The following is a 24,275-nucleotide window of genomic DNA, read 5'->3' on the forward strand; positions in this document are numbered from 1 at the left end:
TTATCTCTCTTGAATTCATTTCGATTATTCCGGAATAATAGTGATTGAGTGGGATTATTTCAACACTTAATTTCTGGAAATGTGGAAATATTTAGAATGGGATTAAACGTGATCCTCAGTAAGCCCTGTAGGCTAAGTTCTTCCCTAGGCTGTTTGCCCTTCATTTTGACGTCGCTCGGGAATAGATATTTCTGGTATTATCGAATAACTTAACAAAGGACTCTGAAATCACAGTACCGATATGAATACAGAAAATGCAGCTAAAGTATTGAAGGAGCTAGGGCATCCCACTCGTCTTGCCCTATTCAGAATATTGGTAAAAGGCGGCTATGGGGGCGTTGCCGTGGGGCAATTACAGGAAGCATTACAGATCCCAGGTTCAACACTCTCGCACCATATTAGCGCCTTAATGTCGGCCGGCATTATCTCCCAGCGGCGTGAGGGCAGAGTGTTATATTGCGTGCCTGACTATGAATTATTACAGGGACTGGTGCATTTTTTACAGGATCAATGTTGTAGTGAACAATGAGACGTTTGTTAGGGGATGATAAATCCTTTGATATGGATATTTACATATATGATAATTCATATATAGTGACTATATCTTGATGAAGGCCGATATCTTGATAAAGGCCCGATACACTGAAATCACGCGTGCGGTTTCCCTGTGTTGGGAGCTTGGCTCGTTCCACTAGCTTACACCTTGTTAAGTAAGGCGTTTAGTGCAGGGCGCAGGGCGTAACCAAAGCCGATAGCCAAAGCCGATAGCCGTACGAATCTTTGCATTCTAAGGACTTTAATGATTAATCCTACGCAGTTTTTTAAATGTTTAGCCGACGAAACGCGCCTGCGTTGTTTGATGCTTATTCAGCACGAGGGTGAGCTTTGCGTCTGTGAATTGACCGAAGCCTTGCAGGAAATTCAGCCCAAGATCTCACGGCATTTGGCCCAATTACGTAAATGCGGATTATTAGTCGATCGCCGTCAGGGACAATGGATTTTTTACCGGATCAGTAATGACTTACCCGAATGGAGTCAGTTAGTTTTGAGCGAAGTCACCAGCAAAAATACGGCATTCCTTGAAGAAAATATGCACAATCTGTGTAAGATGGGCGGCCGTCCCGAGCGCGCTAAAGCCTGCTGTTAACCGATTAACAGCAAAAAATTTAATCTAAAACATATGTTTTTTCATATGTTTGTGCATTCAAGGTACTTGCCGATAATAGGGTGGTGGGGTCATGTTGCAACTATTTTCCGATTTAGCGAGCTGGTTAACCTTTGGGGTGATGGGCCTAGATCCCAATACTAAGCTTGCCGATGCGGTACATTTTTTTATTGAAGATACCACTAAGATTTTTGCACTCCTGTTGCTGATGATTTATGCCATCGCCTTGGTGCGGGCATCGCTCAATGTTGAGCGGGTGCGGGATTACTTAGCGGGTAAAAATCGCTTTATTGGGTATTTTATGGGCTCTGGCTTCGGCGCTGTGACCCCATTCTGCTCATGTTCGAGCATTCCGGTATTTTTAGGTTTTACCTCCGCGGGGATCCCTGTGGGGATCACTATGGCGTTTTTGATCACGTCACCGTTAATTAATGAAGTGGCCGTTCTGCTGCTGGTAAGTCTGCTGGGCTGGAAGTTCACAGTGATATACGTGTTGGTCGGTATGTCGGTGGGGATACTCGCTGGCGCCTTTTTAGACACGATCCGCGCCGAACGTTGGTTGCAGTCCTTTGCCGCCAAAGCACTAGAGCAAGGTCAGGCGCAGGCGAGCCAAGATAATAGTGAGGGTATGACATCAACATCCATGACTTTAACCGAGCGACATAAGTTTGCAAAAGGCGAGACCCTAGAGATTTTTGGTCGAGTGTGGAAATGGGTCATTATCGGGGTAGGGCTTGGCGCCGCGCTTCATGGTTTTGTCCCCGATGGTTGGATTGAAGCACACCTTGGCGATGGTCAGTGGTGGTCGGTTCCTGCGGCGGTATTGATTGGTATTCCCTTGTATTCCAATGCGACAGGTGTCATCCCAATTATGGAAAGCCTTATTACTAACGGCCTTCCCATAGGCACGACATTGGCATTTTGTATGTCGACGGTGGCAGCGAGTTTCCCCGAATTTATCTTACTAAAGCAGGTGATGCAATGGCGCTTACTGGCCATCGTTTTTGCCATTTTGTTGATTGCATTCACCCTGATAGGGTGGATATTTAACGCTATCAGTCCCATGTTATGAGGATTATAAAATGTTAAACATCAAAGTATTAGGTAGTGGTTGCACTAAATGCACTAAAACCGCTGAGATCATTACCGCCATTGCCAATGAGAAGGGCATCAGTATAGCTCTGGTGAAAGAAACTAACCCCGAAGTCATTATGGGTTATAAGGTGATGAGTACACCCGCCGTGGTGATTGATGAGAAGCTCGTGCATTGGGGCTCAATTCCCCATAGAGACAAGATTGAATCCTGGTTGGTGGGATAACGCTTAATGTCACATCCAGTTGATATTTTGTCTTTAGACAGTGGTGCTCGCTTAATTTTCACCCCTTGTCCTGGGACTAAATCTGCCCCTGTAGCAGAGGCGGTGGCGACACTTAAAGCGGCGGGGACTGAAGTTATCATCACCCTGATGCCGCTTGGTGAATTGCACACCTTTGGCGCCACCTCATTACCTGATATTTGCCGTGAAACGGGGATCCGTTGGCTGCATTTACCTATAGAAGACGATGCGTCGCCCGCAGAGGAGTTTGAGTTAGCCTTTGCAAAGCACAGGGCAGAGCTACTTGCCTTGATGCAAAACAAAGCGACGATTGCGATTCATTGCCGTGGTGGTTCAGGGCGCACGGGATTAATGGCGGCAATTCTGTTGTTACTAGCGGGAGGCTCCTTGAGTGAAGTGATTACCCAAGTGCAATCGATTCGTCCTAACGCCTTAACTAATGCGCATCAGCGCGGCTATATCGACCAGTTAACGCTTTAGCATAAGAGTAACGCTTTAATCTTAAACAAATAATATCAAAAAGATACGATAAAACTGAGTGTGAAGGAAACAGGTATGACAATCAAAATTGGGATCAATGGCTTTGGCCGTATGGGACGTTTAGCGCTGCGCGCCGCTTGGGGCTGGAATGACGTCGAATTTGTGCAAATTAACGATCCCGCAGGGGATGCACCGACCTTAGCCCATCTGCTGACATTCGATTCTGTGCATGGCCGTTGGCAGCATGAGGCGAACAGTGAGTGTGATGACATCATTATCGATGGCAAGCGGATTCGTTGTACGCGCAATAAAACCATCGCCGAAACCGATTGGTCCGCCTGCGATGTGGTGATTGAAGCTTCGGGTAAGATGAAAACCAAAGCTGTGCTGCAAGCTTATTTAGATCAAGGTGTTAAACGCGTTGTGGTCACGGCGCCCGTTAAGGAAGAGGGTGTGTTAAACGTTGTCATGGGGGTGAATCATCAGCTCTATGATAAAGCCATTCATCCGATTGTGACGGCGGCTTCCTGTACCACTAACTGTTTGGCGCCAATTGTTAAAGTCATCCATGAAAACCTCGGCATAGTGCATGGTTCCATGACGACCATTCACGATATTACCAACACTCAAACGATTTTAGATGCACCGCACAAAGATCTTCGCCGTGCGCGGGCCTGTGGTTTAAGCCTCATCCCCACGACGACGGGCTCAGCGACGGCCATTACTCATATTTTCCCTGAACTCAAAGGCAAGCTAAACGGCCATGCGGTGCGTGTACCGCTGGCAAATGCATCTTTAACCGACTGTGTATTTGAGGTGAGTCGTAAAACCACCGAGGCAGAGGTCAATCGCCTGTTAAAAGAGGCCGCAGAAGGGCCATTAAAAGGCATTTTAGGTTATGAGGAACGGCCGTTAGTGTCGGTGGATTATAAAACCGATCCCCGTTCGAGCATTATTGATGCACTATCGACCATGATCATCAATGGCACTCAGGTCAAACTCTACGCTTGGTATGATAATGAGTGGGGTTATGCTAACCGTGCGGCCGAGCTTGCCCGTATGGTCGGTCTGATGGATAAGGCATAAGCTTTGATATTTAAAGGGATACTATGGCTAACCTGACAGGGTTCTTGTCCAACTTATCACCCGAAATTCGCCAGTATTTAATGATCACTGGCAATTATTGGGCCTTCACGCTTACCGACGGCGCACTGCGTATGTTAGTGGTGCTCCATTTTCATGGCTTAGGTTATAGCCCGCTGCAAATTGCGATGTTATTCCTTTTTTATGAAGTGTTCGGGGTGGTTACAAACTTAGTCGGTGGTTGGCTCGGGGCGCGTCTAGGCTTAAATAAGACCATGAATATTGGTCTGTTTATGCAGATTGTCGCCCTTAGCATGCTGCTCGTGCCTAGCGGTATGCTCACGGTTGCTTGGGTGATGGCGGCGCAGGCCTTGTCGGGTATTGCTAAAGATCTCAATAAAATGAGCGCCAAAAGCAGTATTAAGTTGTTGGTGCCTAAGGATGCCCAGGGGGAGTTGTATAAGTGGGTTGCTATGCTCACCGGATCCAAAAATGCCCTAAAGGGTGCGGGGTTCTTCTTGGGCGGTGCCTTGCTGACGATGTTTGGTTTTCAACAGGCTGTGCTAGGCATGGCGATGGGTCTATTGCTGGTGTGGATTTTTAGTCTGTTAAGTTTGCGGCGCGACTTAGGCAAGGCCAAAAACAAACCTAAGTTTACCGAAATTTTCTCTAAGAGTTCGGCGGTAAACACGCTTTCAGCCGCGCGCATGTTTTTATTTGGCGCGCGGGATGTCTGGTTTGTGGTGGCTTTACCTGTGTATTTGGCCTCGACCTTTGCTTGGGATCACTGGTATGTCGGCGGTTTTCTCGCACTCTGGGTGATAGGCTACGGTATAGTGCAAGCCTTTGCGCCCCGATTGACGGGAACAAAGTCTGTGGGCAGAAACAAGGTTCCCGATGGACGTAGCGCCTTAGGTTGGGCGGCGATATTGAGCATAGTGCCTGTATTGATTGCCTTAGCGCTAACCTATGATTTCCATGCCGCTAACGTGTTGGTGTGGGGATTAATGCTCTTTGGCGCCTTATTTGCCATCAACTCCTCATTACACAGCTATCTTATCGTCAGTTATGCCGATGAAGATGGCGTGTCCTTGGATGTCGGCTTCTATTACATGGCCAATGCCATGGGGCGCTTGATTGGCACTGTGCTGTCTGGCTGGGTATATCAAGTGCATGGCATGGCGGCGTGCCTGTGGATTTCGGCGGCATTTATTGGGTTAGCGGCACTTATCTCCATTAAACTGCCAAGGCACTCTGTGGCTGGCACTTAGAGTCAGTGTTTAGAGTCTGTGCTTAGTTCCGATAACAGGTTATTTTATCTAATAAAAAAGACGCATTAGCGTCTTTTTTCATTGCATGGGCAGACTTGGCTGAATGATGTATACCTAGGTATACATCATTCCTTATGCTGAGTTTTGTTGTCGCTAGGGGACTGGACTGTTGACGATGGGGCTTGATTGGACTCATCGTCAACCTTGTCCTGCGCACTAGGCTGAGTCTCGCCTGTCTTAAGCAGCTTGTTTTTGTCGTGTTGACCAAATTGTGGCAGCTTAAATTTTGCACTGTATTTCAATGCTGCAAGATTGCTGGCGATGACACCTAAGATCAAAATAATGATGATCCACACTTCTAAGGTTGACATATACAGCTCCTGTATTGAAAAACGGATTAAAGATTAATCAACCGCTAAACGCTGTTCACATTTACGGATATCTTCTGGGGTATCAACTTCGATAGAGTCGAAGGCACTGATGGCGATTTTGATCCTGTGGCCATACTCTAACGCCCGTAGTTGTTCGAGCTTTTCTAGATCTTCGAGGCGGCCTAAGGGCAGGGCTGCAAAGGTCTGCACGAATTTACGGGTATAAGCATAAACCCCTAAATGCTTGTAAACAGGGTAGTCTTGGGTGTCGCGACCAAAGGGAATACGGGCGCGGGAGAAATACAGCGCGTAATTGTTATTATCGAACACCATCTTCACATGCATAGGGTCGTCAAGCTCGGCCTTGTTGACGATTTCAAAGCCTAAGGTCGCCATTTCAAACTCACCTGGGTGACGCTCGAACAGGCTGATAACTTGCTCGATGGAGGTGGGGTCGATAAGGGGTTGATCGCCCTGTAGGTTGATCACTAAGTCATCATCCTTAAGCCCTAGCTGGGTAATGGCATCATTGATACGATCAGTGCCCGATGCCGCTTCTGGGCTGGTCATCACCACTTTGCCGCCAAAACCTTCAACGGCGGCTTTAATGCGGTCGTCATCGGTTGCAACATAGATGTTCGTCAGGCCTTTTGCTAGGGAGGCACGCTCATACACATGTTGGATCATTGGCTTGCCGTTAATCGGGGCCAGAGGCTTGCCCGGGAAGCGGCTTGAACCGTAACGAGCCGGGATTAACAGAGTCACATTCATCGCATTTTCCTATTTTTCAATGGGTCAGTATAAAGAAAAAGGGCTCGCAAGAGAGCCCTTTTCATCTGCATCAGCACTTAGATACGGCGGAACAGGGCAGTCAACATCTCGTCTGTGACTTTCTCTTCCCAACCTGCGCCATAGACGTTAGCCCATAATGGACCCATGCTCTTAGTCACGGCAACCATTTTAGCAATGGTTTCATCCGGCAGATCTTTACAGATATTCTTCGGCAGGGTGATGTTGTGTTTCTTCATCATCTGACGGAACTCTGCCACACCTTCTGGGTAGAATTCTTCTAACACGTCAAAGGCGATACAGTTACCGATACCATGGTGGTAGCCCAGGATATAAGACAGACCGTAGGACACAGCATGGCACGCACCTACTTGGCTGTAAGCGATACTCATACCGCCCATAAATGACGCCATCATTAGCTTGTCGTCTTTATCTACGTGGTCTTCTAAATAGACCTGACGGCATAAATCCATGGCTTTTTCAGCATAGGCTTTAGAGAATTCGTTTAAGAAGGTGCCTTCTAAGGATTCAACGCAGTGGATATAGCAATCCATACCTGTGTAGAACCATTGGTCAGTCTCAACGCCATCGATTAACTCAGAATCCATGATGATTTGATCGAATACTGTGTAATCTGAGTTCAGGCCTAACTTACGCACTGGACCACATAACACGGCGGTGCGTGACGCTTCGGCGCCAGTACCGGAAATCGTTGGGATACCGATATGGTGAACCGCTGGGTTTTTGATCAAATCCCAACCTTGGTACATGGCAGAGCCACCTGGGTTGGTCAGCATCAGGGATACTGCTTTGGCCACGTCCATAGTTGAACCGCCGCCTAAACCGACAACACTGACAGGTAACTTGCCGTTAAAGGCTTGCACTTGTTCAGTCAGCGTATCGATTTGTATTGTGCTTGGCTCATCGTCAACGTTGACCCATATCAGCAGATCGTGGGCCTTAACCGGAACACGCGCTTCGAGTGGTTTGCCCTGGTGAACGTCATCGACTAAAAACACTACGAAATCATCGTCGGCTTTACGCTGGGCAGCTAAGACTTCGTCTAATTGGGCGAAGGAGCCACGGCCGAAGATCATCTTTTCAACTACTTTAAAATTCTTAAAACTCATTGCAAAACTCCCGTAGAATTATTGGGCAAATGCTTTTTTGATGTTTTCAATACGCTCGGCAATCTGAGCATCGGTCCAAGACAATTTAATGAGCATGGAAATCGTGCGGCTCATAATGGCATCAGATTTTGGCACAGAGATTTGAGTATAGTCAGGTCTGTCGGCGATTAATGTGATTGGTAACGCAGCAGATGCCTTAAGCTCCTGAATGTGTTTCCAGTTCTTCAGATAATGCCAGTTGTTCACATACCAGTAGAAGCAGCCGTCAACGCCATTTTCAGCCAGTTTTTTGCTGATCTCTTGGGTACGCGCTTCGGTGGGCAACATAAAGGTTAAGAAGCCGGCTGAATCACCCTCTGGATCGGGGATCTCACGGAAGCTGACTTCAGGAATGCTGGCCATCGCAGCTTTAATGGCTTTTTTGTTTTTACGTTGAATATCGATAATGGTATCGAGTTTACGTAATTGGGCTAAACCTAAGGCCGCATTCATTTCAGAAATACGGAAGTTTAAGCCAATAATAGGGTGTGATTCTGCGCCGCGGTCTTTACCAATATGGTCGTGGCCGTGGTCGGAGAACATATGGGCGTTGTCGTAGATTTCGGTGTTGTTGGTGATCACAGCGCCACCTTCACCACAGGTGATGGTCTTGACTGAATCGAATGAATAGCAACCCACATCACCGATAGTGCCTAAGGCTTGGCCCTTGTAACTGCCGCCGATGGCTTGGCAGGCATCTTCTAATAACACTAGATTGTGCTTAGCACAGACGGCTTTGATTTCGTCCATCTTGGCCATAGAGCCGCACATGTGCACTAAGTTCACCGCTTTAGTGCGCGGAGTGATTACGGCTTCAATGCCTTCTGGCGATAGACACAGGGTTTCATCGATTTCGGCAAAAATGGGGATAGCACCCGCCATAAAAATCGCTTCAACCGAGGCAACGAAGGTGAAAGGTGGCACGATAACTTCATCGCCAGCACCAATGCCTGCAGCCATCATGGCCGTTTGCAGCGCAGCAGTACCGCTTGATAACAGGTGGGCATGCTTAACGTTCATTTTCTCGCAGAGCAGTTGCTCCATATCGCGAGTCTTCCAGCGATCATTACGCATATGGTCGAAGTTATAACGGAAGGTAAAGCCATGCTCCATCACATCGGCGACTTCTTGCTTCTCTTCTGGACCAAATAATTCAAAACCGGGCATGGAAGGTATCTCCTTAGAATTTGTGGCGCATAGGTCGCGCTGCAATTAACTGGCGGATTATAACTGGGCTCATTAACCCTTGCGATGTTTTATTGATGAAAATTAATGGGGAAAAAGAAAAACCTACAGCCAGTGTAGGTTTTTACGGGACGGAATAGCGGCTTTGCTCGAATAATCAGCGACAAAAGGGGATTAACGCTTATTCGCTAATCCTTGGCTGCGATCGACGGTCACGTCTAAATCCGTTAACAAACCATTATCTATACCGTAGATCCAACCATGGACGGCGACTTCTTGGCCACGATCCCACGCCTCTTGCACTATGGTAGAACTGGTCACATTGGCGACCTGTTCAATCACGTTTAACTCGCACAGGCGATCAAAACGTTTTGCCTCATCCATCTGCAGTAATTCGTCTTGGTAGATCCGATAGATATCCCGCAAATGCCCTAACCAGTTATCGATGAGCCCAAGGCGTTGTTGGCTCATGGCGGCGCGCACACCACCACAACCATAATGGCCAACGACCATAATGTGTTTGACTTTGAGCACATCGACGGCGTATTGCAGGACGGATAAACAGTTGAGATCTGTGTGGATCACCATGTTGGCAATATTGCGGTGAACGAAAACTTCGCCGGGCATGAGATCGATAATTTGGTTGGAGGGGACGCGGCTATCGGAGCAACCAATCCACAGGTATTCGGGGGATTGCTGTTTGGCCAATTGTTCAAAAAAATCGGGATTCTCTTGGCGTATACGTCCGGCCCAGCGGCGGTTGTTGTCGAATAAAGGTTTGAGTAATTTCATTTTAACCTATTGTTTTGTTAGCGTATTTTAAACTTTTGATGATACAGGTTACACACGTTAAGTAAGAGTATACCAGCAAATTTCCCCCTGCTGGTCTATCCAATGTGCAGCCTGTAACGCCTACCCAACTGACTCTTTTAGGTTAAGCCAAACGGGTGATGATTTTTTAGAGGACCCTTGCCAGAAATTGGCTTAAATGTTGGTTGATAACATCAGCTTGTTCTAGGGTCGAGATATGCCCCGCATTGGGAATATGCACTAGCTCACTGCCATCGATAGCATCGTGCATTAAGTAACTCTCTAGTACGCTGCGGGCCTTATCTTCAACGCCGACCATAATCAAACAGGGGAGAGTGAATTGCTCGGCAAAGTCCATAGTATCGCGGCGACCAAAAATCATTCGTCCAAGCGAGACTATGGTGGGGATAACATCAGGGGTCAGTGAGGCCAAATACCGTTCAAACTTCGCCACCAGTTCTGGGGATCGACTGCTGGCATCGTTGGCGAAAAAGAGTGGGGAGATGGCGCTGATCAGGGGGGCGGGAATGGCCCCAGCCTGTGAAATCATATCTAGCATGCCAAAGTATTTTGCGCGGGTCACCTCGGGTTCGAAACCGATAAAGCTGTCGAGCATGATCAGTGCTTGTACTCGGCTTGGCGCCTTAAGCACCAGTTCAGCCCCCCACATGGCGCCGACCGAGAGTCCAACAAGGCTAAAATGCGCAATTTGCAGGGTATCCATTAAGGTGAGCATATGATCGGCAATATCGAGCAGGCTATGGCAATTCTCGGGTAAATTTCCCGATTGGCCATGTCCCCACAGTTCCGGCACTATGCAGCGATACTGACGACTCAACAGCGCAATCTGTGGCGCCCACATGTCGCTATCCCAAAGATAACTGTGTCCAAATAACAGCACAGGGCCTGTGCCAATATCGAGGTAACTTAAGCTGCTACCCGCGATGTCTAATTGATGACGATGTGAAGAAAAATCCATAAAACCTACTTAAATCAAAGAGTATCTTTAGATCAGCTAATGTTAAGGCTGAAGCTTATCCCTAGGAGTGGCAATCCGCCGTACGTATTTATCCACTAATGTCTCTAAACGGGCGAGTACGGCCCCTTTAAGCAACATATCACTGTTTTCAATAAGATTTGCCAGTGCTAAGGGATCAAATTGAGGTAAAAGCGTCTGGGAAACGGGGAAATAGCTAATGTGCCAAGGCTCAGGGCTGACCCCACTCTTTCCCCGTTGAAATGGGAAATAAAAACCAAACTCCTCAGCATGGGTGACCAGCCAATGGTGCAGTTTAGCGCAGGGGCCCTGGTGTGAGTATTCTGCCTCTACTAAGCGCAGCTCACTGATCGCCACTTGCTTTGCATCGAACACATCGATATCTGTGCCCCAATGGTGGCGCGATGCACCGGGAAGTGCCGACCAGAGTAAGATTAAATCGACAAGCTCATCATCTGTTAAGCCTTCGATATCAACAGCTTGTTCATTGGCATCTAGCACCGCACGTTTTCCGCTCGCCTTAGCGTTCCATATCGCCAATTGGCGGTCAAAGGGGCGATAGGCGGAGCAGATGGCCAATTGAATGCCATCTTCTGCCGCCTTTTCAGCCATAGATTTGAAGGCGATGGCGGTGTGGGGCTCCAGCAGAAAAACCGTGGTCTGGCTATGGTACGGGCTTAACACCTCAACTAAATCGTGGGGTTCTAGGCCATAGAGGCGAGCGGTTGCTGGTGAGATTAGGGCTGCATTTAGCACAGTAACTGTTCCAAAATCACTTCATAACACAGGGCTAATTGCTCAAGATCATCGACCTTAACGCATTCATTCACCTTATGAATGGTGGCGTTAACAGGGCCAAGCTCGAGCACTTTTGCCCCCGTCGGCGCGATAAAGCGTCCGTCCGATGTGCCGCCCGTAGTCTGTGGATCTGTCTCATAACCTGTGATCTGACGAATGGCAAATCGGGTCGCATCCAGCAGTGGGCCATCGCCGGTTAAAAAAGGCAAGCCATTGAAGGTCCAACTGATATCGTAATCGAGCCCATGGGCTTGCAATAGTGTTTCTACCCGCTCAATTAAGATCTCTGCGGTGACCTCGGTGGAGTAGCGGAAGTTAAACATCACCTCGAGTGCCCCTGGGATCACATTCGATGCGCCGGTGCCACCGTGAATATTGGCAATTTGGAAGCTGGTGGGCGGAAAGAACTCATTACCATTATCCCAGTGCATTTGACTCAGCTCGGCCAAGAAAGGCGCCGCTCTGTGGATTGGATTATCGGCAAGGTGTGGGTAGGCCACATGGCCTTGAATGCCCTTTACGGTTAAGTTGCCCGTAAGGCTACCGCGGCGGCCATTTTTCACCACATCACCCAGTTTTAAGGTAGATGAAGGTTCCCCTACCAATGCCCAAGTGATCTTCTCGTTACGTGCTTCTAAGGTGTCAATGACCCGAGTAGTGCCATTAATAAAGGGACCTTCTTCATCGCTGGTGATCAAAAAGGCGATGGAGCCATGATGATCGGGATGTTTTGCCACAAAGCGTTCGGTGGCGACGACCATGGCGGCGAGTGAGCCCTTCATATCGGCGGCGCCGCGGCCATATAGGTAGCCATCAATAATCGTCGGCACAAAGGGTGGCGTGTGCCAGCGGCTCACATCCCCGGTTGGCACAACATCCGTGTGGCCCGCAAAGCAAAATACGGGGCCTTCATTTCCGCGGCGAGCCCACATATTGGTGGTGTCTTCAAAGACCATAGGTTCGATATTAAAACCTATGGCACTGAGTCTTTCAGCCATCAAGGTTTGACAGCCTTCATCTAAGGGGGTGACAGAGGGGCGGGCGATCAGATCTTGAGTCAGCGCTGTGACTGGAAAATTATCGGCGGTAATCATAGGGAAAACACCTTTTTATAGTCTGCTTCATTGAAGCCAACCACCACTTGTTCACCGACAACCAGCACGGGGCGTTTGATCAAGGTGGGATGGGCTAACATTAGCGCTAGGGCTTTAGCTTGATCTATATCGGTTTTATCCGCATCACTCAGGGCGCGAAAGCTAGTGCTGCGCCTATTGAATAGGGTTTCCCAGCCTGCGGTGTGACACCACAATTCGAGGTCCTCTTGGCGTAGACCTTCCTCTCTAAAATCATGGAAATGAACTGGAAGTTGATGATTTTCAATCCATTTGCGTGCTTTACGCACTGTATCGCAATTCTTAATACCAAAAAGGGTCAAAATGATGCTCCAGTGTTTATGGACGCTTGGCATACAAGCTTTGATTTTGCTCGCATTGTGGCATTGTGAGCCAGATGTCACAAGTAGGATCTCGTTCTGCCTTAGCGGGAAAAGGCATAGATAGCAGTGAATAGAATGGGCTGATTGTTTACCTTAACATAGCGTAAAGAATGACATTTTTGGCATCGAGTCAACACTCAATTAGCGCAATCGATATTTATCACTTACCTTGGGCGAGATTTTGACTAGACTCAAAGCGTAGGGCTAATTAAGGGGAACACTATGGACTCAATAAAAATTCGCGATCATATGGACCGTCAACCCGTATTGTTGCGTGCAAATATGTCGCTTGCTACCGCCGTCGAAAAACTCTTAGATCACAATAAAATGGGCGCCGCCGTGGTCGATGATAATGGCAACCTGGTCGGTTTTTTATCCCAACAGGATTGCTTGGCCGTGATGCTAAAAAGCAGCTATCACTGCGATATGACTTCCGTCGTGAAAGATTGTATGCGCACAGAGGTGCTCTTTGTGGGGCCTGATGACAGCATTTTGCAGTTAGCTGAGCAGATGCTGGGGCCAAAACCTAAAATTTATCCCGTAGTAGAGCAGGGGAAAGTGATTGGTACTATCAATCGCACTAATGTGTTAAAGGCAATGAACGTCTATATGCAGCAGTGTTACCTTGCGCCAGCCTAGGCAATGCTCCTCTGTGGTTTTCGGGTTAGTTTACGCCTGAAATTGCAGGGTTTAAGGCGCATCTTAGGTAAATTATCCATACCAATGCGCCACGTTCCTTGCTAGGATCGCCGTTTTTGATGCTAGCAATGGAATTTGGTTTTGAACTCTGACAAACATCCGCTATCGAACGCCTTTCTTAATCTTTGCTATCAGAGCGACGCGTCGCGGATCCGTCGTCGTTTATTTAAGCTCAATAAAGAAGCCGACTCAGATAAAAAGACTCAAATATTAGCCCAACTGACTGAGCAAGCTAAGGCCGCCTTCGATAAGGCTGAGCAGCGTCGTAACGCTCGGCCAAAGATCCAATACCCAGAAAACCTGCCCGTGTCGCTAATGCGCGACGAGATTGCCCATGCGATTGCCGGCAATCAGGTAGTGATCATCGCCGGTGAAACGGGCTCGGGTAAAACGACTCAATTACCTAAAATTTGTTTGGAATTAGGCCTAGGCTGCCGCGGTATGATTGGCCACACCCAACCGCGTCGTTTAGCGGCCCGCAGTGTCGCCAGCCGAATTGCCGAGGAATTACAAAGCCCGCTTGGTGAAGTGGTTGGTTTTAAGGTGCGCTTTGCCGATGCGCTTAAGAGTGAGTCCTATATCAAGTTGATGACCGACGGTATTTTACTGGCGGAATTAACTTCAGATCGCTATTTAGATCAATACGATACTATTATTATCGACGAGGCCCACGAGCGTAGCCTCAACATCGATTTTATCTTGGGTTACCTCAAGCAAATTCTGAAAAAACGCCCCGACTTAAAGGTCATCATCACCTCGGCCACCATAGATGTGGAGCGTTTTTCTAAGCATTTCAACAATGCGCCTATTATCGAAGTCTCAGGCCGCACCTTTCCGGTAGAAACCCGCTACCGCCCCTTAGTGCAGGATACTGACGCCGATCTGGATCAAATCGAAGGCATTTTTGCCGCCGTCGATGAGCTGGTGGCCGAAGGTCTGGGTGATATTCTGATCTTTATGAACGGTGAGCGGGAAATCCGTGATACCGCCGAGCAATTAAGCCGCCGTAATTACCGTGATACCGAAATTTTGCCGCTGTATGCGCGGCTTTCCTATGGCGAGCAGTCTAAAGTTTTCAGTAGTCACAGAGGTCGGCGGATTGTATTAGCCACCAACGTCGCCGAAACCTCGTTAACTGTGCCCGGCATTCGCTATGTGATTGACCCAGGTACGGCGCGCATCAGTCGTTACAGTTATCGCACTAAGGTGCAGCGCCTGCCGATTGAGCCTATTTCACAGGCGAGCGCTAATCAACGTCAAGGGCGTTGTGGCCGCGTGGGGCCGGGGATTTGCATTCGGTTATACGATGAGGCGGATTTTAATAATCGTCCCGCCTTTACCGATCCCGAAATTCTGCGCACTAACTTAGCCTCGGTCATTTTGCAGATGCTCGCCATCGGCCTTGGGGATATTGCTGCATTTCCCTTTATCGAGCCGCCCGATCCACGCCATATCCGCGATGGTTTCTTACTGCTCGAGGAATTACAAGCGGTCGCGAACAAACACGGCAAGCTGGTGCTTACACCACTGGGGCGCAATTTAGCGCAAATTCCGGTGGATCCGCGTTTAGCGCGTATGGTGGTCGAGAGTCAGCAGTTAGATTGTTTAAATGAAGTGCTCATTGTTGCCGCGGGTTTATCTATTCAAGATCCCCGCGAACGGCCCATGGATAAGAAGCAAGCCAGCGATGAGGCCCACCGCCGTTTTGCCGATCCACATTCTGATTTTGTCAGTTGGATAAACCTGTGGCAGCACTTAAAAGATCAACAAAAAGAGTTATCTGCTAGTCAGTTCCGTAAAAAGTGCCGCGATGAATATTTGGCCTATTTGCGCGTTCGCGAGTGGCAGGATCTGTACGCCCAGCTTAAGCAAGCCGTGCACGATTTAAAGTGGCGTTTAAACGATACCCCCGCCAGTTACGATGCCCTGCACCGGGCGCTGCTATCGGGCCTGCTAAGTCATATCGGTTTTAAAGATAACAATAACGAGTACTTAGGTGCCCGTAATCGTAAGTTTTTTGTATTCCCGGGGTCGCCACTCGCCAAAAAGGGCCCTAAGTGGATTATGGCGGCCGAGCTGACCGAAACCTCGCGCCTGTTCGCCCGCTGCTGCGCCAAAATCGAACCCGAATGGCTAGAGCCCTTAGCCGCGCATTTGATCAAAAAAAGCTATGTCGAGCCGCATTTTGAGGCAAAGCCCGGCAGCGTTATCGCCCTTGAGAATCAAGTGCTCTACGGTTTGACGGTTGTGCATCGCCGCAAGGTGCAGTATGGCCCTATCGATCCCGTTGAAGCGCGGGAGATTTTTATCCGCAGCGCCTTGGCTGAAGGGCAACTGCAAACCCAAGAAGCGTTTTTTGTCGCGAATCAGAAGCTACTCGAAGACATTGAATCGTTGGAGCATAAATCCCGCCGCCGCGATATTTTAGTGGATGAGCAAGTGCTGGTGGATTTTTACGAGCCGCGTATTCCCCAAGGCATTTATAACGCCCAGTTGTTCTTTGGTTGGTGGAATAAGACTAAGCGTGAGCAGCCGGATTTACTGGATTTTAATAAAGCCCTGTTAATGCAGCGCAGCGCCGATCATATCTCGGCCTTGGATTTTCCCGATACCTGGCATAAGGACAATTTACGCCTCAAGCTCAGTTATCATTTTGAGCCCAGTGCCGCGGACGATGGCGTGTCGGTGCACATTCCGGTGGCATTGCTCAACCAAATCGATGATACGGATTTTGATTGGCTGGTGGCCGGGTTAAGGGAAGAAAAATGTATTGCCCTGATCAAATCTCTGCCTAAGAGTTTACGACGTAACTTTGTGCCGGCGCCGGATTATGCCCGCGCCTGTGTGCAGGCGATGCAACCCTTTAGCGCTAGCTTGCTCGAGGCCATGTGCAAGCAGTTATTGCGTATGAGTGGCACACGTATATCCCCAGAAGACTTTGATTTAACGCAGATCCCTGTGCATCTGCAGATGAATTTTAAAATCGAGGATGATAAAAACAACTTAGTGGCCGAAGGTCGTGTGCTCGATACCTTAAAAGCCGAGTTGCAGGGCGTGGTCGCTAAGGCCATTCGTCAGGTGGCGGATAAGGGTATAGAACAAGAAGCGTTAACCGAGTGGTCCTTTGGCGAGTTGCCTAAGCAATATCAGCAGCAGAAGGGCAATTATCAGGTTCGGGCATTTCCTGCGCTGATCGATAATAAAGACAGTGTTGCGATCAAATTATTTGATGATGAATTTGAGGCACAGGATGCCCACCGTCAGGGTCTGCGGCGTTTACTGCTGCTTAATATCCCGTCGCCGGTGAAGCATTTACAGCAAGCCTTGCCTAACAAAGCAAAATTAGCCATGTATTTCAATCCCTTTGGTCAAGTGCAAATCTTGATTGATGATATTATTGCCGCCGCAGTGCAGCAGTTGTTGGATGAAAAGCAGCTGGATGTCCGGGACAAACACCAGTTTGAGCAAGCAAAGGATTGGGTTCGCCAAGAACTTAACCCGACCGCCGAGCAAATTGCCCTAAAAGTTGAGCAAATTCTGACCCTTTATCAGGGCATCAAAAAGCGCCTCAAGGGTAAAATTAGCCTAGATATCGCCTTTGCTATGAGTGATATTCAAAGCCAATTAGACAAGCTAGTGTTTAAGGGATTTGTCGAAGCCTGTGGCTGGAACCGTTTAGCCGATGTGGCCCGTTATCTAAAGGCGATTGAAACCCGTATCGATAAATTACCCGTCGACCCGACCCGCGACCGTTTGCATATGCAAAGCATCAACAAAGTGCAGGATGCCTTAGCGGCGCAGTTAGCTAAAGTGCCGCGATCGCAGCCAACGCCGCCTGCATTAATCGAGGCGCGCTGGATGATTGAGGAATATCGAGTGTCGTGCTTTGCACAGGTGCTCGGCACCGCCTATCCGATATCTGAAAAGCGGATTTTAAATCATATACAACAGATTTAATTGCCTCGCCGTGATCTTGAGGCCGTTAAAAAGCCTAACGTTTTCCTCAAAATAGGAACCTCTCTATTTTGAGGAAAACAGCCATTTTGCTTGTAGGCACACAGCATATACCGTGTGCCTACAATGAGTTAGCTAACGTTTAGCAACTGATCTCCGCACGGGGGCGGGCGTAAAACCACCAAGTTATCGCCACACAACTGGCGTAAAAGACAATGAATCCATAGAGGGCGGTGTCTACCGCGCCAGTTATACTCATCGATGTGCCATAGGCCTTAGGGATAAAAAATCCGCCATAGGCTGCTATTGCTGAAATAAATCCGAGTACCGCGGCAGACTCCCGGTTTCCTTCGATTTCTGCCTGTCTTTCCATGCCTTTACCGAGTGCTCTTTGCCTTAGGGTCAAGAACATCACTGGCACCATGCGGAAGGTTGAGCCATTGCCTATGCCTGTGGTGATAAATAACAGCACAAACATGGCGAAGAAGCCGAAGAAATTACCACTTTCACCCGAGTTGGGTAGGAAAAATAATACGCCACAGACCCCAATCGCCATAAAGAGAAAGTTGACTAAGGTTACCCTAGCGCCGCCGAAGATATCCGCCAGTTTACCGCCGACGGGTCTTGCCAGTGCGCCGGCAAGTGGGCCAATAAAGGCAAATTTAACAGGATCTACCTCAGGGAATAACATCCCAGAGAGTAAGGGGAAGCCCGCCGCAAAACCGATGAAACTGCCAAAGGTGCCCATATATAACCAGCACATAAGCCATGTATGTCGACGCTTAAATACCACGGCCTGTTCTTTAAAGGAGGATTTGGCATCGGTAATATCATTCATGCCAAACCAAGCGGCGATAGTGCAGATAATAATCAGCGGTACCCAAACAAAGGCCGCGTTTTGCAGCCAAATGGCCTGATTTTCACCATTAGCCATGACTTGTGTCAGCGGCGCTCCCTCTAGGCCACCAAAGACGCTGGCAGAAATCACTAACGGGGCAAAGAGTTGCATGCCCGAAACCCCTAAATTCCCCAGCCCAGCGTTCAGACCCAATGCCGTCCCTTTTTCCGCCTTAGGATAAAAGAAACTGATATTCGCCATACTGGAGGAGAAGTTTCCGCCCCCTAAGCCACAGAGCAAGGCTAAGATCAGCATGATAAGGTAGGGCGTTTCGGTATTTTGGAGTGCAAAGCCCATCCATAAACAGGGGATCAATAATGAGGCTGTTGACAGTGCTGTCCAGCGGCGACCACCGAATATAGGCACCATAAAGCCATAGAAAATGCGCAGGGTGGCGCCCGATAGGGCAGGCAACGCCGCAAGCCAGAACAATTCATTCGGACTGTAGCTAAATCCGAGTTTGGGCATTTTGACGACCATAATGCTCCAAATAGACCAGACCGCGAAGGCGAGAAATAAGTTAGGAATAGAGATCCACAGATTACGTCTGGCGATTTTTTTCCCTTTGTTTTCCCAAAAGTCTTTATTCTCCGGTTGCCAATCGTGTAGCACAAAGGCATCGGGCGTGGCCATTTCAGGTAGGTTTTTAACGGTTTGGCCACTGGCCCACTCCATTTTCTCCGCTTTACGGATAGCAAAATGCATCCACGCAAGGGAGATGGCGCAGATGACGAACAGCAGCATAAAGCAGCTTTGCCAAATGCCAATCACATCATTGAGCATACCGAAGGTCAGCGGCAGTAAGAAACCTCCTATGCCACCCACCATACTTACCAGACCACCGACTACGCCGACGTTACCCGGAAAATAAGTAGGTATGTGCTTGAATACTGCGGCTTTACCTAAGGACATAAAAAAACCTAGGGTAAAGATAAAGAGCACAAAGACAGGTAAAGAAATGTGAAAATTAAATTCAAAAACCTGGTTCACCCCTGTGACGTTGTAGTGGGTTGGCGGGTAACTGAGTAGAAAAGTGCACAGGGTACTGACCCCGAGCGTCCAATACATGATCCGGCGAGCGCCGTATTTATCCGACCAAAATCCCCCTAAAATCCTAAACAGTGAACCTGGAATAATATAAAGCGAGGTGAGGATACCCGCAGTGACCAGTGAAACGTCATACACATTGATCAGGTAATGGGGCAGCCAGAGGGCGAGGGCAACAAAGGCACCAAAAACGAAAAAGTAATATAAAGCAAAGCGCCAGATGCGAATATCATGCAGTAATGCCAATTGTTCACTGAATTTGGGCGGGGTGAAATTGCCTAGGCGACGGGGCTCGGTTTTTGAGAAAACGAAATAAAGGGTGGCAAAGATGGCAAGGATCACACCATAGATTTGCGCCGTTTCTTGCCAGCTAAAATGGCCCAATAAAAAGGGCGCGCCAAAGGTTGTTAACGCTGCGCCCACATTACCCGCACCAAATATGCCGAGGGCTGCGCCCTGTTTTTGGCTTTCGAACCAGGCGGCGACGTAGGTCGCACCGACGATAAAGCCTCCCCCAGCAAGCCCGATCCCAACCCCTGCGATAAGCAGCATATTGTAGCTATCTGCGATGCTGAGCCAGTAAGCGGATATGGCGGCAAGGTACATTATGGTACTAAAAACAATCCGTCCTCCCCATCGCTCGGTAAACATCCCGAGCAGAATGCGGCTGAGGGAACCACTCAATATGGGAATGGCCATTAACAGCGCCATTTGTGTTTCTGTTAACGATAACTCTGCTTTAATTTGGATCCCTAAAATGGAGAAAATGGTCCAAATGGCAAAACAGAGTGTAAAGGCAATGGTCGTAAGCCATAGGGCCCGGTATTGCCCATTCCTTACGTTTAGTGCTTGACTACTCATTTGAATACTCCGACATGACTAGCATTGTATTAAGTGTCTAATTTTATTGTTTTATTAGAGAAGTGATTGTCGATTTGTGTCGAAGTCATAGCCATCAATCGTGGCGGCATCGATCAGGGTTTGAATATATTGGGCAATCGCTTTTTGACGGACTTTCTCATTCAGATATTGACTAATTTTGGCTTTAACCGCTTCGATAGGTAGGGGTAATCCATCAATTTTATTTTTTATATCAACAACATGAAATCCATAACGGCTTTCAATCGGATAGGGCTGTAGGCCCGTTGTCGCACTGAGCAGTTGTCGTTCAAATTCTGGGACCGTTTGGCCGCGGCTGAGTTGGCCTAAATTTCCCCCCATAGTTTTTGACGGGCAGGCAGAAAACTGCTGGGCGAGTGTGGCAAAATCGGCCTGCTGTTTGAGTTGCTCTATGATTTGTTCGGCTAACAGCTTAGCTTCTACTCTGGCCTTGGCATCGTCGGTTGCGGCGGCAATCAAGATATGATTGGCTTCGATCAGGGGAGATGTTTTAAAACGCTGTGGATTTTGGTGGAAATACTGCAGACATTCCTCATCACTCGCCTGTGGAATGATGACTTCACGTTCAATGAGTTGCTCGAGATAATCTTCCTTACCACTGGTTTCGTCGAGGGATAAGGGCAGGGAGAGTGCCGCTGCACGTTGGCGTAATAACTCGCCAATCACTAAGCTTTGGGCCGCATCTAACATGGCTTGTCTTTGGGTTGCTGCGGGGAAATATTGCATTTCCATCAGGACTTGTTCTTCGGTGATATCGGTGTGGTTGACTCGGATCATAGTGTTGTTCTCTACTTATGCAGATTCAGGCAAGGCGCTGTACCCTGGCATTGGGATGCCAGGGTACGTATTGAGTTAGCGACTCACTTTACGACGAACGATTTGGTGCTGACGGCCAAGATACTGCAGTGGTGCGCTGAGCATGTGCACCAGGCGGCTAAATGGGAAGACAACAAAGAGTGTCATGCCAAGTATCACGTGCAGTTTAAAGATGATGTTGACATCATCAATCGCTTCAACCGCAGCCATGCTATTGAATATCATGATGTTTTGAGCCCACGACATTAATTTAAGCATTTCGGCGCCATCGAGGTGACCGCTTGACACCAGAATTGAAATCAGCCCCAGGATAAGCTGCGCATATAACATCAATAAAATGATGATATCCATAGGCTTACTGGTCGCACGTATTCTTGGGTTATATAAACGGCGGCGGATCAGTATGGTTAATCCCGCAAAGCAAATTAACCCAAACAGACCACCAGCGCCCATAGCAAGGAGTTGTTTAAACTCAGTGCTCACGCCGAGGACATGCCAGACTGCCTTTGGGGTTAATAGGCCCACAAAGTGGCCGAAGAAGATGCCGATAACCCCCAGATGAAACAACACACTGCCAAGGTGGAGTTGTCGTTTTTCCAGTAATTGACTCGAACTCGTCTTCCAAGTGTATTGCTCACGGTCGTAGCGTATCCAACTGCCGATAAACATCACTGCCATGGCGATATAGGGATAGATCCCAAAGGCAAAGATTGAAAAGTGACTCATTGATGCGCTCCTTACAGTCGTTCACTATTGCCGCTTGGGCGCAATAGCTCTGTGTTCAGTGGAATATGTTGATCCCGTCGTTGGGTTTCGGTCGGGCGCTGGGTGGCGCAGCTGTTTTGGGCGTTATCCATAAAGTTGACCATTTCTTCTTCCCAGACCTTATCGAGCTCTTTAGGGGTGTTATCGGGCTTTTCGTCAACAATTTGCTCACGTAAGTCATCAAGATCTAAAGGGATCTCGGTTAAACTCAGCAGGGCATGGAATAAATCCGCGTAGCTCGATTGGTGTTTTTCGAGCCGGCATGCCAACAGCGCAAAAATATGAGCCACCTCTTCCAATCCATAACGACCATTTTCGCGGCCTTGGGTCGACATAAACTCAAGGTATAAGGGAATATAGTCGGGCAATTCTTTGGCACTAATATCCAGTCCAGCCTGGTGATATTGGGCTAGCAGATTGACCATAGCTTGGCCCCTATCCCGGGACTCGCCATGGATGTGCTCAAATAACAGCATGGATAGGGAACGACCCCGTTCAAATAAACCGTCATATTCTGCTTGCCAGTCCATCAGGTCGCTGCTGAAGCGTTGCTCAATAAATTGATTAACCGCGGCTTTATGCTGTGCATTTAGCTGTGATTGGTCGATGATCCGCGCGAGCTCGGCCCGAGCCTCAATCAGCTCGGGCTGCGGGTAATCGAGTAACATTGAAATGACACTTAATATTTTCATGTTTACTTCTCCAGTGTCACAGGGATAACTTGGCGTACGCTTGCCGCTTTGGCGCCAAATAAGTTGACCCCATTGTTGCCATCGCCACAGCCATTACCGAAGCTAAAGCCACAGCTGCTCTTCATATCGTAGGCATTTTCGGCATAGACTTTATGGCTGCTTGGCACGACAAATCTGTCTTCATAATTGGCAATCGCCATGTAGCGATACATTTCTTCAACTTGCACAGGCGTGAGGCCGACTTGTTTTAACACCTCTAAGTCTTCCACTTTGTCGACCTGTTGTGCGCGTTTAAAGGCGCGCATGGCTAGCATACGTTCGAGCGCCACCACTACCGGCTTTTCATCACCCGCCGTTAATAGATTGGCGAGATAACGCAGTGGGATCCGCAGGGATTTCAGATCGGGGATTTCGCCATTCATACCGATATGCCCAGCCTCAGCCGCCGTTTGTATTGGTGACAATGGTGGCACATACCACACCATTGGAAGGGTGCGATACTCAGGGTGTAACGGCAGTGCGACCTTCCAATCGATCGCCATTTTGTAGACGGGCGAGCGCTGGGCGGCGTTGATCCAATTATCACTGATCCCTTCCTTACGGGCGGCTTCAATCACCTTAGGATCGTTAGGATCTAAGAAGATATCTAATTGTGCTTTATAGAGATCTTTATCGTTTGGCGTGTTAGCTGCGGCTTCGATTTTATCGGCGTCGTAGAGCAATACCCCAAGATAACGAATACGGCCTACACAGGTCTCAGAACATACGGTTGGCTGCCCAGCTTCGATACGTGGGAAGCAGAAAGTACATTTTTCTGATTTGCCTGATTTCCAATTGAAGTAGATTTTTTTGTAGGGGCAGGCGGAGACACACATGCGCCAGCCACGACACTTATCTTGGTCAATGAGCACTATGCCATCTTCTTCACGCTTATAAATCGAGCCCGAAGGGCACGAGGCGACGCACGCTGGGTTTAAGCAGTGTTCGCACAGGCGTGGCAAGTACATCATGAAGGTTTTTTCAAATTGACCGTAGATGTCTTTTTGCAGCACATTGTCAAAGTTTTTGTCTTTCTTACGTTTTTCAAACTCAGTGCCGAGAATTTCTTCCCAGTTTGGACCCCAATCAATTTTTTCCATCCGCTGACCTGTGATCAGTGAACGTGGTCTGGCAACGGGTTGATGTTGGCTATCGGGCGCCGTGTGCAAATATTGGTAGTCAAAATCGAATGGCTCATAGTAGTCATCGATTTCCGGCAGATCTGGATTGGCGAAGATCTTGGCCAATAATCGGACTTTTCCGCCGATTTTGAGTTCTAACTTACCTGCCGAGTTACGCTTCCAGCCGCCATTCCATTTATCTTGGTTTTCCCATTCTTTAGGGAAACCAATACCAGGTTTGGTTTCGACGTTATTAAACCAAGCGTATTCAACCCCTTCGCGGGAGGTCCAAACGTTTTTACAGGTAATGGAGCAAGTGTGGCAACCGATACATTTATCGAGATTGAGTACCATGCCTATTTGGGCTCTAACTTTCATAACTTATTCCTTGCTC

The 24,275-nt window shown here is 48.4% G+C and carries 23 protein-coding genes; 9 read left to right on the forward strand and 14 right to left on the reverse strand.

Going from position 1 to position 24,275, the window contains the following annotated elements; translation table 11 throughout:
- Positions 1-241: 241 nt before the first annotated feature.
- The 7 genes from JFT56_RS09075 to arsJ all read left to right on the forward strand — a co-directional run bounded on the left by JFT56_RS09075 (position 242) and on the right by arsJ (position 5,336).
- A complete protein-coding gene (locus tag JFT56_RS09075; RefSeq protein WP_011717268.1) occupies positions 242-529 on the forward strand; it encodes an ArsR/SmtB family transcription factor in 288 nt (95 codons plus the stop codon).
- A 270-nt stretch (positions 530-799) separates the two neighbouring features.
- Positions 800-1,147, forward strand: a complete 348-nt coding sequence (locus tag JFT56_RS09080) for a metalloregulator ArsR/SmtB family transcription factor (protein ID WP_198783297.1) — start codon at positions 800-802, stop codon at positions 1,145-1,147.
- 91 nt (positions 1,148-1,238) lie between these two features.
- The gene (locus JFT56_RS09085; RefSeq protein WP_198783298.1) at positions 1,239-2,237 is read left to right on the forward strand and encodes a permease; all 999 of its coding nucleotides are present in this window, start codon (positions 1,239-1,241) and stop codon (positions 2,235-2,237) included.
- 10 nt (positions 2,238-2,247) lie between these two features.
- Positions 2,248-2,484, forward strand: coding sequence for a thioredoxin family protein (locus tag JFT56_RS09090; RefSeq protein ID WP_198783299.1), 237 nt, complete (start codon positions 2,248-2,250; stop codon positions 2,482-2,484).
- Between the two features lie 6 nt (positions 2,485-2,490).
- Positions 2,491-2,982, forward strand: coding sequence for a tyrosine-protein phosphatase (locus JFT56_RS09095; protein WP_198783300.1), 492 nt, complete (start codon positions 2,491-2,493; stop codon positions 2,980-2,982).
- Between the two features lie 75 nt (positions 2,983-3,057).
- On the forward strand, positions 3,058-4,068 hold the full coding sequence (locus JFT56_RS09100) for an ArsJ-associated glyceraldehyde-3-phosphate dehydrogenase (protein WP_198783301.1): 1,011 nt from the start codon (positions 3,058-3,060) through the stop codon (positions 4,066-4,068).
- Between the two features lie 23 nt (positions 4,069-4,091).
- Positions 4,092-5,336, forward strand: coding sequence for an organoarsenical effux MFS transporter ArsJ (arsJ, locus tag JFT56_RS09105; protein ID WP_198783302.1), 1,245 nt, complete (start codon positions 4,092-4,094; stop codon positions 5,334-5,336).
- A gap of 125 nt (positions 5,337-5,461) precedes the next feature.
- Here arsJ and JFT56_RS09110 read toward each other — a convergent pair whose 3' ends face one another.
- The 9 genes from JFT56_RS09110 to JFT56_RS09150 all read right to left on the reverse strand — a co-directional run bounded on the left by JFT56_RS09110 (position 5,462) and on the right by JFT56_RS09150 (position 12,890).
- The gene (locus tag JFT56_RS09110) at positions 5,462-5,707 is read right to left on the reverse strand and encodes a DUF2897 family protein (protein WP_198783303.1); all 246 of its coding nucleotides are present in this window, start codon (positions 5,705-5,707) and stop codon (positions 5,462-5,464) included.
- A gap of 33 nt (positions 5,708-5,740) precedes the next feature.
- Complete coding sequence (kdsB, locus tag JFT56_RS09115) at positions 5,741-6,478, reverse strand: 8-amino-3,8-dideoxy-manno-octulosonate cytidylyltransferase KdsB (RefSeq protein ID WP_198783304.1); 738 nt, start codon at positions 6,476-6,478, stop codon at positions 5,741-5,743.
- Positions 6,479-6,555: 77 nt separating this feature from the next.
- Positions 6,556-7,626, reverse strand: a complete 1,071-nt coding sequence (gene kdnB / locus JFT56_RS09120) for a 3-deoxy-alpha-D-manno-octulosonate 8-oxidase KdnB (RefSeq protein ID WP_198783305.1) — start codon at positions 7,624-7,626, stop codon at positions 6,556-6,558.
- Positions 7,627-7,644: 18 nt separating this feature from the next.
- Positions 7,645-8,832, reverse strand: a complete 1,188-nt coding sequence (kdnA, locus tag JFT56_RS09125) for an 8-amino-3,8-dideoxy-alpha-D-manno-octulosonate transaminase KdnA (RefSeq protein ID WP_198783306.1) — start codon at positions 8,830-8,832, stop codon at positions 7,645-7,647.
- Between the two features lie 192 nt (positions 8,833-9,024).
- The gene (can, locus tag JFT56_RS09130; RefSeq protein ID WP_198783307.1) at positions 9,025-9,642 is read right to left on the reverse strand and encodes a carbonate dehydratase; all 618 of its coding nucleotides are present in this window, start codon (positions 9,640-9,642) and stop codon (positions 9,025-9,027) included.
- A 166-nt stretch (positions 9,643-9,808) separates the two neighbouring features.
- Positions 9,809-10,639 (reverse strand): alpha/beta fold hydrolase, encoded by an 831-nt coding sequence (locus tag JFT56_RS09135; protein ID WP_198783308.1) that lies wholly within the window; start codon positions 10,637-10,639, stop codon positions 9,809-9,811.
- A 42-nt stretch (positions 10,640-10,681) separates the two neighbouring features.
- Complete coding sequence (locus JFT56_RS09140) at positions 10,682-11,413, reverse strand: M15 family metallopeptidase (RefSeq protein WP_198783309.1); 732 nt, start codon at positions 11,411-11,413, stop codon at positions 10,682-10,684.
- Positions 11,407-12,549 (reverse strand): succinyl-diaminopimelate desuccinylase, encoded by a 1,143-nt coding sequence (dapE, locus tag JFT56_RS09145; protein ID WP_198783310.1) that lies wholly within the window; start codon positions 12,547-12,549, stop codon positions 11,407-11,409. The genes JFT56_RS09140 and dapE overlap by 7 nt, the downstream gene beginning before the upstream one ends.
- On the reverse strand, positions 12,546-12,890 hold the full coding sequence (locus tag JFT56_RS09150; RefSeq protein ID WP_198783538.1) for an arsenate reductase: 345 nt from the start codon (positions 12,888-12,890) through the stop codon (positions 12,546-12,548). The genes dapE and JFT56_RS09150 overlap by 4 nt, the downstream gene beginning before the upstream one ends.
- Before the next feature lie 282 nt (positions 12,891-13,172).
- Here JFT56_RS09150 and JFT56_RS09155 point away from each other — a divergent pair, with 282 nt between their 5' ends.
- Both JFT56_RS09155 and hrpA read left to right on the forward strand, forming a co-directional pair.
- A complete protein-coding gene (locus JFT56_RS09155; protein ID WP_198783311.1) occupies positions 13,173-13,589 on the forward strand; it encodes a CBS domain-containing protein in 417 nt (138 codons plus the stop codon).
- Between the two features lie 135 nt (positions 13,590-13,724).
- On the forward strand, positions 13,725-17,606 hold the full coding sequence (gene hrpA, locus JFT56_RS09160; RefSeq protein WP_198783312.1) for an ATP-dependent RNA helicase HrpA: 3,882 nt from the start codon (positions 13,725-13,727) through the stop codon (positions 17,604-17,606).
- Between the two features lie 139 nt (positions 17,607-17,745).
- On the opposite strand, the gene JFT56_RS09165 is transcribed toward hrpA, so the two are convergent.
- The 5 genes from JFT56_RS09165 to narH form a co-directional block, all read right to left on the reverse strand.
- Positions 17,746-20,409: a nitrate/nitrite transporter gene (locus JFT56_RS09165; protein WP_198783313.1), complete on the reverse strand. Its 2,664-nt coding sequence runs from the start codon at positions 20,407-20,409 to the stop codon at positions 17,746-17,748.
- Positions 20,410-20,463: 54 nt separating this feature from the next.
- Positions 20,464-21,225, reverse strand: a complete 762-nt coding sequence (locus tag JFT56_RS09170) for a peptidylprolyl isomerase (protein WP_198783314.1) — start codon at positions 21,223-21,225, stop codon at positions 20,464-20,466.
- Between the two features lie 75 nt (positions 21,226-21,300).
- Complete coding sequence (gene narI, locus JFT56_RS09175; RefSeq protein ID WP_198783315.1) at positions 21,301-21,990, reverse strand: respiratory nitrate reductase subunit gamma; 690 nt, start codon at positions 21,988-21,990, stop codon at positions 21,301-21,303.
- A gap of 11 nt (positions 21,991-22,001) precedes the next feature.
- Entirely contained in the window at positions 22,002-22,721 is a 720-nt protein-coding gene (gene narJ / locus JFT56_RS09180; protein WP_198783316.1) for a nitrate reductase molybdenum cofactor assembly chaperone, read from the reverse strand.
- A 2-nt stretch (positions 22,722-22,723) separates the two neighbouring features.
- Positions 22,724-24,259 carry a nitrate reductase subunit beta gene (gene narH / locus JFT56_RS09185; protein ID WP_198783317.1) on the reverse strand — a complete coding sequence of 512 codons (1,536 nt, stop codon included), beginning with the start codon at positions 24,257-24,259 and terminating at the stop codon, positions 22,724-22,726.
- Positions 24,260-24,275 lie beyond the last annotated feature (16 nt).

The organism is Shewanella putrefaciens, from assembly GCF_016406305.1.
Classification (GTDB): Bacteria; Pseudomonadota; Gammaproteobacteria; order Enterobacterales; family Shewanellaceae; genus Shewanella; species Shewanella putrefaciens_C.

Bases quoted from the DNA above. Each gene is read 5' to 3' on its own strand.
- JFT56_RS09165 (WP_198783313.1), bottom strand. From the start codon at position 20,409: ATGAGTAGTCAAGCACTAAACGTAAGGAATGGGCAATACCGGGCCCTA.
- JFT56_RS09090 (WP_198783299.1), top strand. From the start codon at position 2,248: ATGTTAAACATCAAAGTATTAGGTAGTGGTTGCACTAAATGCACTAAA.
- JFT56_RS09085 (WP_198783298.1), top strand. From the start codon at position 1,239: ATGTTGCAACTATTTTCCGATTTAGCGAGCTGGTTAACCTTTGGGGTG.
- narH (WP_198783317.1), bottom strand. From the start codon at position 24,259: ATGAAAGTTAGAGCCCAAATAGGCATGGTACTCAATCTCGATAAATGT.
- JFT56_RS09080 (WP_198783297.1), top strand. From the start codon at position 800: ATGATTAATCCTACGCAGTTTTTTAAATGTTTAGCCGACGAAACGCGC.
- JFT56_RS09075 (WP_011717268.1), top strand. From the start codon at position 242: ATGAATACAGAAAATGCAGCTAAAGTATTGAAGGAGCTAGGGCATCCC.
- JFT56_RS09170 (WP_198783314.1), bottom strand. From the start codon at position 21,225: ATGATCCGAGTCAACCACACCGATATCACCGAAGAACAAGTCCTGATG.
- dapE (WP_198783310.1), bottom strand. From the start codon at position 12,549: ATGATTACCGCCGATAATTTTCCAGTCACAGCGCTGACTCAAGATCTG.
- narI (WP_198783315.1), bottom strand. From the start codon at position 21,990: ATGAGTCACTTTTCAATCTTTGCCTTTGGGATCTATCCCTATATCGCC.
- JFT56_RS09155 (WP_198783311.1), top strand. From the start codon at position 13,173: ATGGACTCAATAAAAATTCGCGATCATATGGACCGTCAACCCGTATTG.
- can (WP_198783307.1), bottom strand. From the start codon at position 9,642: ATGAAATTACTCAAACCTTTATTCGACAACAACCGCCGCTGGGCCGGA.
- kdnB (WP_198783305.1), bottom strand. From the start codon at position 7,626: ATGAGTTTTAAGAATTTTAAAGTAGTTGAAAAGATGATCTTCGGCCGT.
- kdnA (WP_198783306.1), bottom strand. From the start codon at position 8,832: ATGCCCGGTTTTGAATTATTTGGTCCAGAAGAGAAGCAAGAAGTCGCC.
- arsJ (WP_198783302.1), top strand. From the start codon at position 4,092: ATGGCTAACCTGACAGGGTTCTTGTCCAACTTATCACCCGAAATTCGC.
- kdsB (WP_198783304.1), bottom strand. From the start codon at position 6,478: ATGAATGTGACTCTGTTAATCCCGGCTCGTTACGGTTCAAGCCGCTTC.
- JFT56_RS09135 (WP_198783308.1), bottom strand. From the start codon at position 10,639: ATGGATTTTTCTTCACATCGTCATCAATTAGACATCGCGGGTAGCAGC.
- narJ (WP_198783316.1), bottom strand. From the start codon at position 22,721: ATGAAAATATTAAGTGTCATTTCAATGTTACTCGATTACCCGCAGCCC.
- JFT56_RS09095 (WP_198783300.1), top strand. From the start codon at position 2,491: ATGTCACATCCAGTTGATATTTTGTCTTTAGACAGTGGTGCTCGCTTA.
- JFT56_RS09110 (WP_198783303.1), bottom strand. From the start codon at position 5,707: ATGTCAACCTTAGAAGTGTGGATCATCATTATTTTGATCTTAGGTGTC.
- JFT56_RS09100 (WP_198783301.1), top strand. From the start codon at position 3,058: ATGACAATCAAAATTGGGATCAATGGCTTTGGCCGTATGGGACGTTTA.